Source organism: Streptomyces sp. SAJ15 (assembly GCF_007595705.1).
Lineage (GTDB): Bacteria > Actinomycetota > Actinomycetes > Streptomycetales > Streptomycetaceae > Streptomyces.
This window is the reverse complement of record NZ_NISY01000002.1, coordinates 987,484-1,003,515: the sequence shown is the minus strand read 5'-3', so window position 1 is coordinate 1,003,515 and position 16,032 is coordinate 987,484. Positions and strand designations below refer to the sequence as shown.

The 16,032-nt window shown below is 74.5% G+C and carries 10 protein-coding genes and 2 pseudogenes; 3 read left to right on the top strand and 9 right to left on the bottom strand.

Going from position 1 to position 16,032, the window contains the following annotated elements; genetic code table 11:
* Positions 1–120: 120 nt before the first annotated feature.
* The 9 genes and pseudogenes from CD790_RS09840 to hypA form a co-directional block, all read right to left on the bottom strand.
* Positions 121–1,308 carry an acyl-CoA dehydrogenase family protein gene (locus CD790_RS09840; protein ID WP_144382643.1) on the bottom strand — a complete coding sequence of 396 codons (1,188 nt, stop codon included), beginning with the start codon at positions 1,306–1,308 and terminating at the stop codon, positions 121–123.
* Positions 1,309–1,432: 124 nt separating this feature from the next.
* Positions 1,433–1,960 carry a pyridoxamine 5'-phosphate oxidase family protein gene (locus CD790_RS09835; protein WP_144382642.1) on the bottom strand — a complete coding sequence of 176 codons (528 nt, stop codon included), beginning with the start codon at positions 1,958–1,960 and terminating at the stop codon, positions 1,433–1,435.
* Positions 1,957–3,696, bottom strand: coding sequence for a hypothetical protein (locus tag CD790_RS09830; RefSeq protein ID WP_186318945.1), 1,740 nt, complete (start codon positions 3,694–3,696; stop codon positions 1,957–1,959). The genes CD790_RS09835 and CD790_RS09830 overlap by 4 nt, the downstream gene beginning before the upstream one ends.
* 54 nt (positions 3,697–3,750) lie before the next feature.
* The gene (gene hypE, locus CD790_RS09825) at positions 3,751–4,740 is read right to left on the bottom strand and encodes a hydrogenase expression/formation protein HypE (protein WP_144382798.1); all 990 of its coding nucleotides are present in this window, start codon (positions 4,738–4,740) and stop codon (positions 3,751–3,753) included.
* A 118-nt stretch (positions 4,741–4,858) separates the two neighbouring features.
* Positions 4,859–5,995: a hydrogenase formation protein HypD gene (hypD, locus tag CD790_RS09820; RefSeq protein ID WP_144382641.1), complete on the bottom strand. Its 1,137-nt coding sequence runs from the start codon at positions 5,993–5,995 to the stop codon at positions 4,859–4,861.
* 380 nt (positions 5,996–6,375) lie between these two features.
* Positions 6,376–6,651, bottom strand: a pseudogene (locus CD790_RS09815) (HypC/HybG/HupF family hydrogenase formation chaperone); the annotation flags it as partial.
* 51 nt (positions 6,652–6,702) lie between these two features.
* Positions 6,703–9,078 (bottom strand): carbamoyltransferase HypF, encoded by a 2,376-nt coding sequence (hypF, locus tag CD790_RS09810; protein WP_144382640.1) that lies wholly within the window; start codon positions 9,076–9,078, stop codon positions 6,703–6,705.
* On the bottom strand, positions 9,063–9,758 hold the full coding sequence (gene hypB / locus CD790_RS09805) for a hydrogenase nickel incorporation protein HypB (protein WP_144382796.1): 696 nt from the start codon (positions 9,756–9,758) through the stop codon (positions 9,063–9,065). The genes hypF and hypB overlap by 16 nt, the downstream gene beginning before the upstream one ends.
* A gap of 743 nt (positions 9,759–10,501) precedes the next feature.
* Positions 10,502–10,864, bottom strand: a pseudogene (gene hypA, locus CD790_RS35150) (hydrogenase maturation nickel metallochaperone HypA); the annotation flags it as partial.
* Positions 10,865–11,159: 295 nt separating this feature from the next.
* Here hypA and CD790_RS09795 point away from each other — a divergent pair.
* The 3 genes from CD790_RS09795 to CD790_RS09785 all read left to right on the top strand — a co-directional run bounded on the left by CD790_RS09795 (position 11,160) and on the right by CD790_RS09785 (position 16,027).
* Positions 11,160–12,890 carry an enoyl-CoA hydratase-related protein gene (locus CD790_RS09795; RefSeq protein WP_144382639.1) on the top strand — a complete coding sequence of 577 codons (1,731 nt, stop codon included), beginning with the start codon at positions 11,160–11,162 and terminating at the stop codon, positions 12,888–12,890.
* 206 nt (positions 12,891–13,096) lie between these two features.
* Positions 13,097–14,086 carry a hydrogenase expression protein HypE gene (locus CD790_RS09790; protein ID WP_186318961.1) on the top strand — a complete coding sequence of 330 codons (990 nt, stop codon included), beginning with the start codon at positions 13,097–13,099 and terminating at the stop codon, positions 14,084–14,086.
* 153 nt (positions 14,087–14,239) lie between these two features.
* Positions 14,240–16,027 carry a nickel-dependent hydrogenase large subunit gene (locus CD790_RS09785; RefSeq protein ID WP_144382637.1) on the top strand — a complete coding sequence of 596 codons (1,788 nt, stop codon included), beginning with the start codon at positions 14,240–14,242 and terminating at the stop codon, positions 16,025–16,027.
* Positions 16,028–16,032: the final 5 nt, after the last annotated feature.

Sequence of the window (16,032 nt, the reverse complement as noted above, 5' to 3'; positions counted from 1 at the left end):
CGCCCGGCCCGGTGTCCAGTATGGCCGCCGGAGTGCGCCGCTTGTAGGTCGCTCGACGGGTCTCGCCGACCCCCAGGCCGCCCTCGGCGTGCCCCGGAGCCTCGGCGGAGCGGCGGGGGCTCAGCGGCGGACCCGCGGCATCCCCAGCCCGAGCCAGGAGATGATCTCCCGCTGGACCTCGTTGTTGCCGCCGCCGAAGGTGAAGACGACGCTGCTGCGGTAGCCGCGCTCCAGCTCGCCGTGGAGGACCGCGCCGGCCGAGCCCTCCTTGAGCGGGCCGGCCGCGGCGAGCACCTCCAGCAGCCAGGCGTACGCCTCCCGGCGCGCCTCCGAGCCGTAGACCTTGACGGCGGAGGAGTCGTGCGGGGTGAGGGCCTCCCGCTGGAGGGCCTCCACCATCTGCCAGTTGAGCAGCTTCATCGCCTCGAGCCGGGTGTGGGTGCGGGCCAGCAGGCCGCGCACCCAGCCGAGGTCGATGACGCGCCGACCGTCGGCGAGCTTGGTGTCGGCGGCCCAGCGCCGGACGCCGTGCAGGGCGCGGATCGCCATGGTGCCGTGCGCGGCCAGGGTGACCCGCTCGTAGTTGAGCTGGGTGGTGATGAGCCGCCAGCCCTCGTTCTCCGCGCCGACCCGGCGGGAGAAGGGGACGCGGATGTTCTCGTAGTAGCTGGCGGTGGTGTCGTGGGAGGCCAGGGTGTGGATGGGGGTGCAGGAGTAGCCGGGGTCGGTGGTGGGCACCAGCAGCAGGCTGATGCCCTTGTGGGGCGGCAGCTCCGCGGTGGCGGGGGCGGTGCGGACCGCGAGCCAGACCCAGTCCGCCGTGTCGCCGTTGGTGGTCCAGATCTTCTGCCCGTTGACCAGGTAGCCGTCCCCGTCGCGGACCGCGCGGGTCTTCAGGGAGGCCAGGTCGGTGCCGGCCTCGGGCTCGCTGTAGCCGATGGCGAAGTCGAGCTCACCGGAGAGGATCCTCGGCAGGAAGTACGCCTTCTGCTCCTCGGTGCCGAAGCGCATCAGGGTCGGCCCGACGGTGTTCAGCGCCATCAGCGGCAGCGGCACGCCCGCCTGCGCGGCCTCGTCAAAGAAGACGAACTGCTCCAGCGGGCTCAGCCCGCGGCCGCCGTACTCCTTCGGCCAGCCGACGCCCAGCCAGCGGTCCGCGCCCAGGCGGGCGATGGTGGCGCGGTAGAAGGTCTTCTGAGCGGCGGGGTCGGCGTGCCGGGCGTAGGCGTCGTCCGGGACGAGCCCCGCGAAGTACGCGCGCAGCTCGGCGCGTAACCGCTGTTGCTCGGGGGTGTATTCGAGGTGCACGGCCCCTCCTGCGGCTCTCTCGGCGTCTCGCGGGCACGGAACGAGGGGCACGGTAGAACGCGTTTCAGAAATACGGAAGAGCCGTGGCCCCCGCGACGGGGCCACGGCTCCCGGGGTTCCGCGGTCAGCGCTCCTCGCGCGGCGGGGCCGCGTCGCTGCCGCGCCGAAGGGTGCGCAGCCCCCGGCCGTCCGGGCACCAGACCCGCACCACCAGGTCGGGGTCGTCGACGGTGATCCGGACCACCTCGGTGAGCTCGACCCGGAAGAGGTGGAACGGCTGCGGGGGCTCGACCTCCGCGACGTAGCGGGCGATCACCTCCGGGTCGGTCACCTCGATCGCACGGCCGCTGACGCGCGCGTCGCCGCCCGCCATCGACGCGTCCGCGCCGGGGTTGGCGTGCAGCGCGAAGCGCGGATCGCGGCGCAGGTCCAGCGCCTTGCGGGAGTTGGCCATCATGCCCAACCACAGCTCCCCGTTACGGAAGTCCGCCTCCAGGCCGGTGACGCGCGGCGCGCCGTCCTTCCGAACGGTGGCCAACACATGGTGCTTGAACTGCTCGAAGCGCTCCCGCACGGCGCGGGCGAAGGCGGGTTCGGCCGCCTCCACGTCGCTCCAGCGGGCGGTCGTCTTACGGCCTTCCTCGGTTGTCATGGTGCCAGTGTGCCAGCGATACCCGACAACCACTGTCTGGATTGATCGGGTTCATTGGGCTGTCCCGGCTGGTCGGGCGGCAGATAGGCGATCCAGTCGGTACCGCGCAGCGGATAGGGGACCCAGTCGCGGGCGTAGCTCGGCGGCTGGGGCCGTTCGGGCCCTGCGAGGACCGCGGCGGACCGGCTCTCGATCCGGCGCAGCAGGGTGGAGACGGTGACCGAGCGGTTGTTCCCGGCGGTCTGGGCGGAGGCGCAGCCCGCGTGGTACGCCACCGGCAGCGCGCGGTCCCCGGTGATCAGGCAGGGCGGCGCCACGCCGAGCCGGTGCAGCTCGCGCGCCCCCGCCAGATAGCGCCCGGTCACGGCCTGGGTCTGGCCGGTGGCGTGCCACAGCACCACGTGCTGGCCCGCCATGTGCAGCGCGATCACGGCCGCCAGGATCACCACCGCCCGCGACGGCCGGTCGTCGGCCCGGACCAGCCGCACGGCGAGCGCGGCGACGGGCAGCGCGAGCAGCGCGTAGACGGGGAGCAGGAAGCGGGGGGCGGAGAAGGAGATGAGGAAGAGGTACGGCACGGCGACGGCGGCGGCGCAGGCGACGGGCAGCAGGATGACGGCGGGGCGGTCGGCGTAGGTGCGCGGCCCGTCGCCGCCGCGCGGCGCCTCGGCCCCCTCGCGCGCCGGCTCGGCGCCGGCGGCCCGACCGCGCCGGCGGTCGCCCAGGGCGAGCGCCACCGCCGCGGCCGCCAGCAGCGGCAGGGCCAGCCACCAGAGCGTCAGCTCGGGGTGGCGCAGCGCGGCGTCACAGGGGCGGCACAGTTGGGGCCCGTTGAGGCTGCGCAGCACGTTGCCGATGTTGAAGGAGAGGCCCATGCCGCCCTCGACCTCGCCGGAGACGTCGAGCCGCCCGCTGACGCTGCCGAAGCGCGCGTACGCCTCGACGATCCACTGCAGGGCGCCGGCCACCAGGCCGACGAGCAGCGCCGGTCGGGCGGTGCGCCAGGCGGGGGCCGCGAACGCCCAGGCGAGCAGGGGGAGGGCCAGCCAGCCGGCGTCCGGGGTGCGCACGAGGGTGACGAGGCCCAGGAAGCCGGCGCACCACCACCGGGCGTGCGGCTCGTCCGGCACCCGGAGGAACCAGCCGACGGCGGCCACCGCACCGAGCGCGACCCACAGGTTCGGCATCGCGGCGGAGCCGCTGACCTGGGTGATCCACAACCCCGCGAACAGCAGCGCCGCGAGCGCGGTCACCGTGCGGCCCAGCAGCGGGCGCCAGACCCGGAAGGCGGCGTAGAGCGCGAGGGTCGAGAGCAGCATGAGGAACAGCCGCAGCGCCAGCGGCGAGGAGGTCACCGCGAGCACGGGGGCGACCAGGAAGCTGATGCCGCGCGACCGGGGGGCGCTGAAGAAGGCGGCGGGGGTGCGCGGGTCCACCTGGGAGACGTACACCGACTCGTCCCAGCCCAGCGCGTGCCCGGTGCGCGGAACGACGAGGGCCAGCTGGACGAGGGCGTAACCGACGGCGACGACGGCGAGCCAGGGCACGGGGCGGCGCTCCGGCCGCGCGGCGGAGGCACGCCGCGGGCCGGGGGGCGCGAGCGGGGCCGCGCCGGCCGACGGGCCGGACTGCGGCGCGGGCGCACCGGGGTGGCGGTGCGGATGCGGGGGCGGAGGCGGGTCCGGGGTGGTGTGCGGATGCACCGCGAGGGCCGCCGTTACGTCCTTTTTCTCCATATCAGTAAAGATATGATGACTATTCAGTTATTTTGCGAATATACCTGCTCGGTGTCAGCAGATCCGCGGCAGCTGCTCCCCCAGCGGCAGGTCCACCACCCGCGTGCCGCCGAGCCCGGTGCGGGCCACCACCATGCCGGGGTGCTCGGCCACGCACTCGCCGATGATCGCGGCCCCGGCGCCCTGGGGATGCGCCCGCATGGCGGCCAGCACCGCGTCCGCGTGGGCCGGCGGCACGAAGGCCACCAGTCGGCCCTCGTTGGCGACGTAGAGCGGGTCGAGACCGAGGAAGCCGCAGGCGGCGGCCACCGCCTCGGGCACCGGCAGGGCGCGTTCGGTGAGGGCGACACCGGTGCCGGACGCGGCGGCGATCTCGTTGAGCGCGGCGGCGAGGCCACCGCGCGTCGGGTCGCGCAGCACATGCAGATCCGGGGTGACGGCGAGCATCGCGGCGACCAGGTCGCCCAGCGGCGCGGTGTCGCTGACCACCTCCGCCCCGAACTCCAGCCCTTCACGGACGCTCATGATGGCGATGCCGTGCATGCCGATCGGCCCGCTGACGATCACCACATCGCCCGGGGTGGCGCGCCGCGGCCCGATGTCGACCCCCTCGGGGATCAGCCCGATGCCGGAGGTGTTGACGTAGACCCCGTCGCCGTGGCCGGCCTCCACCACCTTGGTGTCCCCGGTGGCGACGGCGACCCCGGCGGCCATGGCGGCGGCCCCGATGGACCGGGCCACCGCGCCCACCACCGACAGCTCGACCCCCTCCTCCAGGATGAACGCGCAGGACAGCTGGGCCGGTCGGGCGCCGCTCATGGCCAGGTCGTTGACGGTGCCGTTGACCGCCAGGTCGCCGATGTCGCCGCCGGGGAAGAACAGCGGCCGCACCACGTAGGAGTCGGTGGAGAACGCCAGCCGGGCGCCGCCCAGTTCGAGTCGCGCCGAGTCGCCGAGCTGGGCCAGCGTCTCGTTGCCGTAGGCGGGGGCGAACAGATGGCGCACCAGTTCCGCGGAGAGCGCCCCGCCGCCACCGTGGCCCATGACCACCACCGGCTGGTCGCGCAGCGGGGCGGGGCAGGTCCAGGCGGTGGGGTCGAGGACGATCGGCGGCGCGGCCACGGCCCCCGCCTCCCCCACCGCGGTCTCCAGGGTCGTCGTCTCAGCCAACGGGGCTCGTCTCCTTCCGCGGCGCCGCCTCGGCGGATCCGCCGCCCAGGCGCCGGTACAGGTGGTACGCCGCACAGGCCCCCTCGCTGGAGACCATCGTGGCGCCCAGCGGGGTGCGCGGCGTGCAGGTCGTGCCGAAGGCGGCGCACTCGTTCGGCTTGATCAGCCCCTGGAGCACCTCGCCGCTGCGACACTCGGCGGACTCGCGGGTCCGCACGTCGCCGACCTCGAAGCGGCGCTCCGCGTCGTAGTCGGCGAAGGCGTCGGACAGCCGCCAGCCGCTGTCGGGGATCAGCCCGATGCCGCGCCAGGCCCGGTCGGTGACCTCGAAGACCTCCTCGATCATGCGCAGCGCCGCCGGGTTGCCCTCGTCCCGCACGGCGCGCGGGTACGCGTTCTCCACCCGGTGCTCACCGCGCTCCAGTTGGTGGACGGTGCGACGGACGCCCTCCAGGATGTCCAGCGGTTCGAAGCCCGTGACGACGATGGGCACCCGGTGGCGCGCGGCGAGCCGCGGGTACTCGCCGGTGCCCATCACGCTGCACACGTGGCCGGCGGCCAGGAACGCCTGGACACGGCAGGCCGGCGACTCCATGACGGCCTCGATCGCGGGCGGCACCCGCACATGCGACACCAGCAGGCTGAAGTTGGGGATGCCCAGGCGGCGGGCGGTGTGCACGGCCATCGCGTTGGCCGGGGCGGTGGTCTCGAAGCCGATGCCGAAGAACACCACCTGGCGGTCGGGTTCGCGGCGCGCGATGTCCACCGCGTCCAGCGGTGAGTAGACCACGCGCACATCGCCGCCCGCGCTCCTGACCCGGAACAGGTCGCGCCCCGTGCCGGGGACGCGCAGCATGTCCCCGAAGGAGCAGAAGACCACCCCCGGCCGGGAGGCGATCTCCAGGGCCTTGTCGATCATCTCCAGCGGCGTCACACAGACCGGGCAGCCCGGGCCGTGGATGAGCTCGATCTCCCGCGGCAGCAGTTGGTCGATGCCGTGGCGGATGATCGAGTGGGTCTGGCCGCCGCAGACCTCCATCAGCGCCCACGGTCGGGTGGTGGTCGCGTGGATCTCGGCCAGCAGCCGCCGTGCCAGCTCGGGGTCGTGGAACTCGTCGATGTACCTCACCGCGCGCCCTCCCGCGCCGTCGCCGCCCCGGCGGCTCCGCCGCCCGCGGGAGCCGCCGGGGCGGTGCGGGGGCGCACGGACCCGGCGCCGCCGGTGTCCGGGTCCTCGAGCCCGGCGTCGCCGACGGCCGCCCGGGGCCCGCCGGCCCCCGGGCGGCCGGCCCCGGTGCCGGCCGCGCCCACGCTCCCGGCCCCTCCCGGGCCGGCGGCCCCGGCCCCGATCCCGACCGGGGCCGGGGCCGTGCCGGGGCGGGAGTCAGGGGCCGCGTCGGGGCGGGGGTCACGGGCCGCGTCGGCCGCGGGCCGGAATCCGGCCTCTTCGGCCACCGGGCCGTCGGGCACCGTCGCGTCCAGGGGGGCCTCGGGCGTGTCGGGGCGGGCGGCGCCCGCCTCGGCCGCGGCCCGGCCCCAGGCGTCGCCGAATTCCTCGTCCATCAGCCCGAGCTGCTCGAACAACTCCAGCGAGGCGCGGGCGGACGCCTCGTCGAGCCGTTGGAGCGCGAAGCCGACGTGGACGATGACGTACTCGCCCACCTCAGCCTCGGGCACGTAGTCCAGGCAGACGCGTTTGCGCACCCCGCCGAAGTCGACCCGCGCCATGCGCGAGCCGTCGCGTTCCTCGATGCCGACCACCCGGCCGGGCACTGCCAGACACATGGCGCCTCTCCGTTCGTCTCGTCGCTCATCACCGCTCCGCACCGCCCGCGGCTACCGCCGGTCCCCCGTGTGCCCGGCCACCACGAGCTGACCCAGCGCCAGTCCGCCGTCGCCGGGCGGCACCCGGCCGTGTCGCAGCACCGTGAAGCCGCAGGCGCGCAGCCGCGCGGCGCACTCCTCGTCCAGCAGCGCGTTGCCGAACACACCGCCGGTCAACGCGACCGTCCCGGCCCCGGTCTCGCGGCGGACCAGCCGACACACCTCCGCCACGGCCGCCGCCACGGCGTGGTGGAACCGGGCGGCGATCACCGCGGGCGGGGTGGCCCGGCGCAGGTCGGCGACGACGGAGCACAGCACGGGGGCGGGGTCCAGCAGCGTCGGCGGGCCACCGTCGCGCAGGGCGAAGCGGTAGCGCCCCCGCTCGTCGGGCCGGGTGTCGACCCAGGCGGCGGTCGCGGCCGCCTCCAGCTCGATGGCGGCCTGGGCCTCGTAACCGGCCCGATGGCACACGCCCGCCAGCGAGGACACGGCGTCGAACAGCCGCCCCATGCTGGAGGTCGCCACGCAGGCGAGCCCGCGCTCCAGCTGACGGTCCAGCAGCCGCAGCTCGGCCTCCGAGCAGGCCGCGACGCAGGGGAGGTCCGGATCCCAGGCGAGACCGGCGGCGCGCAGCCGGGCGAGGGCCATCCGGCACGGATTGGCGACCCCGGCGTCCCCGCCGGGCAGCGGGGCGTAGGCCAGGTGGGCCAGCCGTCGGTAGCCGTCGTAGTCGGCCAGCAGCACCTCGCCGCCCCAGATCGCGGCGTCGTCGCCGTATCCGGTGCCGTCGAAGGCGACGCCGATGACCGGCGCCGCGCCGTCGAGCCCGTGCTCGGCCATCGCGGAGGCGATGTGCGCGTGGTGGTGCCGCACCAGTCGCACCGGGCGGCCGGCGGCGGTGTGCCGAGCCCAGCGGGCCGAGTGGTAGCCGGGGTGCCGGTCGGCGGCGAGCAGCTTGGGGTCGATGGCCGTGAGCGTCCGCAGGTGACGCTCGGCGCGGTCCAGGGCCCGCTCGCCCGCCAGGTCGCCCATGTCCCCCAGGTGCGGGGAGAACCAGGCGCCGTGCTCCGCGCCCAGGCACAGGGCGTTCTTGAGGTCGCCGCCCACCGCCAGCGTCGGGTGCAGCGGCACCGGAACCGTCAGCGGCATGGGCACGTAGCCGCGGGAGCGGCGCAGCACCACCTCGGTGCCGTCGGCCCGGACCCGCACCACCGAGTCGTCACACGGCACCTCGATGGCCCGGTCGTGCGACAGCCAGGCGTCGGCGATCCCCGCCAGCCGGGTCCTGGCCTCCCGGTCGTCCGTCACGATGGGCTCGCCCGAACGGTTGCCGCTGGTCATGACGAGGATCAAAGGCCCGGGCGGGTCGCCCGGGAGCCCGAACAGCAGCTGGTGCAGCGGCGTGTACGGGAGCAGCACCCCCACGTCCGGGCTGCCGTCGCAGACGCCCGCGGCCAGCTCCGGGAGCGCCTGGTCCGGGCAGCGGCGGCGCAGCAGCACGATGGGGCGGCGGGGGCCGCTCAGGACGGCGCGCTCGGCCGGGGTGGGGTGGGCGAGGGTCTCGACGGTGGCCAGGTCGGCGCACATCACGGCGAACGGCCGCCGCCCGCGCGCCTTGCGGCCGCGCAGCGCCGCCACCGCGTGCGCGTCGCCCGCGTCACAGGCGAGGTGGTAGCCGCCGATGCCCTTGACGGCGAGCACGGCGCCCCGCGCGAGCATCCGCCGGGCCTCCACCAGCGCCTCCGCCCCCTGGACGGCCGCGCCGGAGGCCGGGGTGAGGGTGAGCTTCGGCCCGCAGTCGGGGCACGCCACCGGCTGGGCGTGGAAGCGGCGGTCCGCGGGGTCGGCGTACTCGGCGGCGCAGCGTGGACACAGCGGGAAGTCCGCCATGCTCGTGGTCGCGCGGTCGTAGGGCAGCGCGCGGGCGATGGTGAGGCGGGGGCCGCAGTAGGTGCAGGTGATGAACGGGTGCCGGTGGCGGCGGTCGCCCGGGTCGGCCAGCTCGCGGAGGCAGTCGGCACAGGTGGCGCTGTCGGGCGGCAGCAACGGCGCCTCGCCGGCGGACGCCTCGTCCCGCGGCGAGGCCCGGATGGTGAACCCGTGGGCTCCGGTGACGGCCAGGTCCTGGTAGGCCACCTCGGTGACGTCCGCCCCCGGCGGGGCCTCGTCGCGGACCCGGCGGCAGAACGCCACGACCGCCGCCCGGTCGCCCTCGACCTCGGCGAGCACCCCGGCGGAGCTGTTGCTGACGAACCCGGTCAGCCCGAGCCGATGGGCCAGCCGGTGCACGAAGGGGCGGAAGCCGACGCCCTGGACGACGCCCCGCACCGTCACCCGGCGGCGCAGCGCGGCCGCGCGGTCGGGGCCGCCGGTCAGTGTGGCGCGCATGCGAGGACCGGCTGGTGCGGCCGGGCGCCGTCGCACACGGCCAGCACCCGACGCAGCAGCTCGGCGACGCCCTCCCCGGTGCGGGCGGACGAACGCAGCACCTCCACGCCGGGGTTGACCTGGTCGACGTGGGCGGCGAACGCCGCCTCGTCGAAGTCCACGGCCTCGGCGAGGTCGGTCTTGGTGAGTACCACCAGGTGGGCCGAGCCGAAGGCGGTCGGGTACTTCACGGGCTTGTCCTCGCCCTCGGTGACGGACATCAGGACGACGCGCAGCGTCTCCCCGAGGTCGTACGAGGCCGGGCAGACCAGGTTGCCCACGTTCTCCACGAACACCACGCGGGTGTCCCGCGGCAGCCAGCCGTCCAGCTGTCCGCGCACTTGGTCCGCCTCCAGGTGACACAGCCCGCCGGTGAGCACCTGCTTGACCGGTGCGCCGGAGCGGGCCAGCCGCCGGGCGTCGTTCTCGGTGGCCAGGTCGGCGGTGAGGGCGGCGACGGGGACGCCCTCCTCGACGGCCCGCCGCAGCACCCACGTGAGCAGCTCGGTCTTGCCGCTGCCGGGGCTGGAGAGCAGGTTGACGGCGCTCACCCCCTGCCCGGTCAGCTCCTCGCGCAGCGCCTCGGCCAGCCCGGTGTTCTTCGCCAGCACGGCCTGTCGCAGATCGACGGTGCGGCACATCATGGGGTTCCTCCTCGGCGGACGGGTACGGGGGCCTGCGCGGTCGGCGGCGTCGGGGCCGGGCCCGGCCGGCGGCGCCCGCCTGGTCGGTCGCCGTGCTGCGCGATGCCGCCACCCAGTGGTGCCATGGCCTGCGCGCTCAGCGGCGTCGGTGCCGGTGGTGTCCCGACGATCGGTGGTGTCACGACCTGCGCGGTGCCGGTCCGCGCGGTGCCGGTCGCGGTCCGCGCGGTCTCGGCCTGCGCCGCCTCGGTCCGCGCGGTCTCGGTCAGCGCTGTTTCGCTCCCCGTGGTCTCGGGCTGCGCCGTCTGGGCATGCGCGGTTTCGTCCCCGGCGGTCTCGATCAGCGCGGTCCCTGCTGGCGCGGTCTCCGTCCCCACGGTCTCGGCATGCGCCGGCCCGGCCTGCCCGGTCTCGGCCCGCGCGGTCGCCGTCCGCTCCGTCTCCGTCCGCGCGGTCACCCCCGGCACGGTCTCCGTACCCGCGGCCTCGGCATGCGCCGGCCCGGCCTGCCCGGTCTCGGCCCGCGCGGTCGCCTTACCCGCAGTCTCCGCTGGCGGGGTCTCCGTACCCGCGGTCCCGGCAAGCGCCGTCTCGGCCTGCGCGGCGCCGGTCCGCGCGGTCTCCGCCGACACGGTCTCGGTCCGGACGGTCTCGGCCCGCGCCGTCTCCGTCCGCGCGGTCGCCGCCGGGGCGCTCTCGCTCGCGGAAACGGCCACGGCCTGCTGGGGGGCGGGCGGCGCTGGCGGCGACGCGGCCGGCTCGGCGAGCCGTACGGCGGCCAGTTCCAGCTCGCGGCCGGTGAGCAGCTCCGTAGTGGAGTGCGCGCACCGCGGGCAGGCCAGTCGAGGCGGGGAGCCGACGGCGAACTCCGCTTCGCAGCCGGTGCAGCGGGCGCGCGCGGGAACCTCCTCGATCAGCAGCTCGGCGCCGTCCAGCAGGGTGCCCCGGGTGGCCAGTTCGAACGAGAACCGCAGCGCGTCGGGGACCACTCCGGCGAGCTCGCCGACGCGCAGCCGCACCGACTCGACCGAGTCGGCGCCGTGTTCTCGGGCGGCCTCCTCGACGCCCTCGACGACGGCCATCGCGATCGACAGTTCATGCACGGTCCACCACGCTAGGGACCGGCGGCGGGCGCTCGCCCCGGACGATCGCCGAGGGCCGCCGTTTCCCCTCTCCCGGCCCAAACGGCACGCCCGGCCGGCCCAACCCCGGCCTCGCCTTCTCCGCCAGCTCTCTGCCCCGGCTCGCTCACCCCGGCGGTCCGGCGGCGGCGCCGACCCCGTGGACGGCGAGGCCCTACGGTCGGCTTCGCCCGCCCGGACCAAACCGGGGGCGGCACCGGGCGCGTCCCGGCCGGGATCCGGCGCCCGGCGGGAGGCCGGGGGGAGCATCGCCGGCATGGTGATCCTGCTTCTGGCGAGCGCGTTCAACAGCCTGACCCAGCGGGTGTTCGCGGAGCTCTCGGACCGGGGCCACCGGGTGGCGGTGGAGTTGGCGCTGGGTGAGGAGTCGGTGCGGGAGGCGCTGCGCCGGCATGTGCCGGACCTGGTGGTGGCGCCGATGCTGACCACGGCGATCCCGGACGACGTCTGCGCGGCGCGGCCGTGCCTGGTCGTGCATCCGGGGCCGCCGGGCGACCGGGGGCCCTCGGCCCTGGACCGGGCCCTACAGGAGGGCGTGGAGCGGTGGGGGGTGACGGTCCTTCAGGCCGAGGCGGCGTGGGACGCGGGGCCGGTGTGGGCGTCGGCGTCGTTCACGGTGCCGCCTGGCGTCGGCAAGAGCGACCTGTACCGGGGCGAGGTGGCCGACGCCGCGCTGGAGGCGGTGTCGACCGCCGTCGAGCGCTTCGCCGCCGGCGGCTTCCGCCCCACGCCGCAGCCGCCGGACGCGGACGGGGGCCATGCCGTCCGCCCGTATCTGCGCCAGGAGGAGCGGCGGATCGACTGGGAGCGGGAGCCGACCGAGGCGGTGCTGCGGAAGCTGCGCGCGGCCGACTCGCGGCCCGGGGTGCGGGACGCCTTCCTCGGCGGCGAGTGGTATCTGCACGGCGGACACCCGGAGGACCGGCTGCACGGCCGGCCGGGGTGGGTGCTCGCCACCCGGCACGGGGCGATCTGCCGGGCGACCGTCGACGGCGCGGTGTGGATCCCGGAGCTGCGCCCGGCGCGGCGGCCGGGCGGGCCGGGCACGTACCGGCTGCCGGCCGTGCACGCGCTGGGCGAACGGCTGCCGCCGGTGCCCGAGCTGCCGGCCGGGCTGTGGCCGTCGGGCGGGCGGCACACCCGGCGGACCTGGACGGACGTCTGGTACGCGGAGGAGGGCGCGGTCGGCTTTCTGCGCTTCTCCTTCCCCGGTGGGGCGATGAGCACCGACCAGTGCCGCCGGCTGCTGGCCGGCTACACCTTCGCCCGCACTCGACCGACCGAGGTGCTGGTGCTCGGCGGCGCGCGTGACTTCTTCTCCAACGGCATCCACCTGGGGGTCATCGAGGCGGCCCCGGACCCGGCCGCCGAGTCCTGGGCCAACATCCTGGCCATGGACGCCCTGGTGGAGGCGGTGCTCACCACCACGGACCGGCTGGTGGTGGCCGCGCTGGGCGGCAACGCGGCGGCGGGCGGGGCGATGCTGGCGCTGGCCGCGGACGAGGTGTGGTGTCGGTCCGGGGCGGTGCTCAATCCGCACTACCGGCTCATGGGGCTGTACGGGTCGGAGTACTGGACCTACACGCTGCCGCGGCGGGTGGGGGCGGCCCGGGCGGAGCGGCTGACGCGGGACGCGTTGCCGGTGAGCGCGGCGGCCGCGGAGCGGATGGGCTTGGTCGACCGGGTCCTGGAGAGCGGTCCCGGGTCGTTCACGGCGGACGTCACCCGACTGGCCGCACACCTCGCGCGGTCGGCCGGGCTGCGGGCGCGGATCGCCCAGAAGAAGGCCGCGCGGGAGCGCGACGAGGCCGAGCGGCCGCTGCGGGAGTACCGGAACGCGGAACTGGAGAGGATGCGGCGCACCTTCCAGGATCCGGGGGCGCCGTACCACGCGCTCCGACGGGCCTTCGTGACCAGGGAACGGCCGGTGCGGACCCCGGAGCATCTGACCGCGCGATTCACTCGTCACCGTGTGTCTGAGTTGTAGCGGATTATCCGACATGTAAGCCTTCGTTGGCAGATACCCCGAGACACCGGACACGCCCGCCCCGGCCCCCACCGGGCGCGCGGTCCGTCCGTCACCGCGCCGGCCCGTACGGAAAGGAGGGCGCCGTGAGCCCCGCCACGCAGGCGCCCAGCGCCCCCACTGACACCGCCGTCGAAGAGGTGCACATCCTGTGGACCTCGGAGGGCATGAGTTGTGACGGCGACACCGTCTCGGTGACCGCCGCCTCACTGCCCAGCCTGGAGGACGTGGTCCTGGGGGCGATCCCCGGGCTGCCCAAGGTGCACCTGCACAACAAGGTGCTGGCCTACGAGAGCGCCGACGACTTCACCCGCCCCTTCCACCAGGCCGCCGCCGACGAGCTGGGCGCACCCTTCGTGCTGGTCGTGGAGGGCTCGATCCCCAATGAGCGGATCAACGGCGACGGCTACTGGACCTCGATGGGCAACGACCCGGAGACCGGGGAGCCGATCACCCTCAACACCTGGATCGACCGGCTGGCGCCCAAGGCGTACGCCGTGGTGGCCATCGGCACCTGTGCCACCTACGGCGGCATCCACGCCATGGCCGGCAACCCGACCGGCTGCATGGGACTCGCCGACTACCTGGGCTGGGACTTCCGGTCGGCCGGCGGGCTGCCGATCGTCAACGTCCCCGGCTGCCCCGTCCAGCCCGACAACTTCATGGAGACGCTGACCTGGCTGCTGTACCAGGCGGCCGGGATGGCGCCGCCGATCCCGCTGGACGAGCAGTTGCGGCCGACGTGGCTGTTCGGCAAGACCGTGCACGAGGGCTGTGACCGCGCCGCGTACTACGAGCAGGGCGACTTCGCCAAGGACTACAACTCGCCCAAGTGCCAGGTGAAGGTCGGCTGCTGGGGTCCCGTGGTCAACTGCAACGTCACCAAGCGCGGCTGGATGGACGGCGTCGGCGGCTGCCCCAACGTGGGCGGCATCTGCATCGGCTGCACCATGCCCGGCTTCCCCGACAAGTTCATGCCCTTCATGGACGAACCCCCCGGCGGCTCCCTCTCCTCGGGGCTGCTGGGCACCACCTACGGCCCCCTGGTGCGTTCGCTGCGCGCCATCACCAACCGCGCCGCCAACCGCGAACCCAAGTGGCGCCACAACCGCGAGGAGTTGACCTCCGGGTTCGCCCCCCGCTGGCCCAAGCGCTGACCCGCCCTTGGACACCGCACCGGCCCCGGCCGGGCGGCCCGGCCCCCAGGTGCCGACACCCGACGCGCCCGGGGCGGCCGCAGCCCACGCCCCACCCAGCCCAGCCCCGACACGCCCGCCGACGACCTCCGACCAGGAGCTCAAGGAGCCGCTGTGACGACGTTCCAGACCGCCCCGCCCGAGCAGCGCACCCTCACCGAGGTCGCGTTCGACCCGATCACCAGGATCGTCGGCAACCTGGGCATCTATACGAAGATCGACTTTTCCAACCGCGAAGTCGTCGAGTGCCGCTCCACCTCGTCCATCTTCCGCGGCTACAGCGTCTTCATGAAGGGCAAGGACCCGCGCGACGCGCACTTCATCACCAGCCGCATCTGCGGCATCTGCGGCGACAACCACGCCACCTGCTCGGTGTACGCGCAGAACATGGCCTACGGCATCAAGCCGCCGCCGCTGGCGGACTGGATCATCAACCTCGGCGAGGCCGCCGAGTACATGTTCGACCACACGATCTTCCAGGACAACATGGTCTTCGTCGACTACTGCGAACGCATGGTCAAGGAGACCAACCCGGGCGTCCTGGACCGCGCCGAGCACACCGCCGCGCCGCGCGCCGCCGCCCACGGGATGATGACCATCGCCGACATCATGCGCTCCTACAACCCCTTCGAGGGGTCCACCTACAAGGAAGCGCTGGTGATGAGCCGGCTCACCCGCGAGATGATCTGCCTGATGGAGGGCCGCCATGTGCACCCCTCCACGCTCTACCCCGGCGGCGTCGGCACCGTCGCCACCCCGCAGGTCTTCACCGACTACCTGGTGCGGCTGACGCGCTGCCTGGACTTCGTCAAGCGCGCCGTGGCCATGAACGACGACGTCTTCGACTTCTTCTACGAGGCGCTGCCCGGCTACGAGGAGGTGGGCCGCCGGCGCACCCTGCTGGGCTGCTGGGGCGCCTTCCAGAACCCGGACGTCGTCGACTACGACTACCGGACGATGAGCGAGTGGGGCAACTCCATGTTCGTCACCCCCGGCATCGTCGTCGACAACGAGCTCGTCACCACCGATCTCGTCGACATCAACCTCGGCATGCGGATCCTGCTCGGCAGCTCGTACTACGAGGACTGGGAGGAAGAGGAGGTCTTCGTCGACAAGGACCCGCTGGGCAACCCGGTGGACCGGCGCCACCCGTGGAACCAGACCACCCTGCCCGCCCCGCAGAAGCGCGACCTCAACGGCGGCAAGTACAGCTGGGTGATGAGCCCCCGGTGGTACGACAAGCGCACCGGCGACCATCTGGCCCTGGACACCGGCGGCGGGCCGATCGCCCGCCTGTGGGCGACGGCGCTGGCCGGCAAGGTCCGCACCCCCTACGTCCGCTCCACCGGGCACAGCGTCGAGATCGACCTGCCCAGGACGCCCTCCTCCCCGGAGGTCACCCTGGAGTGGACGCCGCCGGCCTTCCCCAACACCATCGAGCGCAACCGGGCCCGGATGTACTTCGTCGCCTACGCCGCCGGCATGGCGCTGCACTTCGTCGAGCAGGCGCTGAACGAGGTCCGGGCCGGACGCACCAAGGTCTTCCAGGAGTTCTCGGTCCCCAAGGAGGCCATCGGCGTGGGCTTCCACGAGGCGGTGCGCGGGGTGCTCTCCCACCACCTGGTCATCCGCGACGGCAAGATCGCCAACTACCACCCCTACCCGCCGACCCCGTGGAACGCCAGCCCCCGTGACTCCTACGGCACCCCGGGGCCGTACGAGGACGCCGTCCAGGGCTGCCCGATCTTCGAGGAGAACAGCCGGGAGAACTTCAAGGGCATCGACATCATGCGCACCGTGCGCAGCTTCGACCCGTGTCTGCCGTGCGGTGTGCACATGTACCTCGGCGGCGGCCGTACCCTCCAACAGACCCACTCGCCGACCTTCGGCGCGATGGCCTGAGCGGG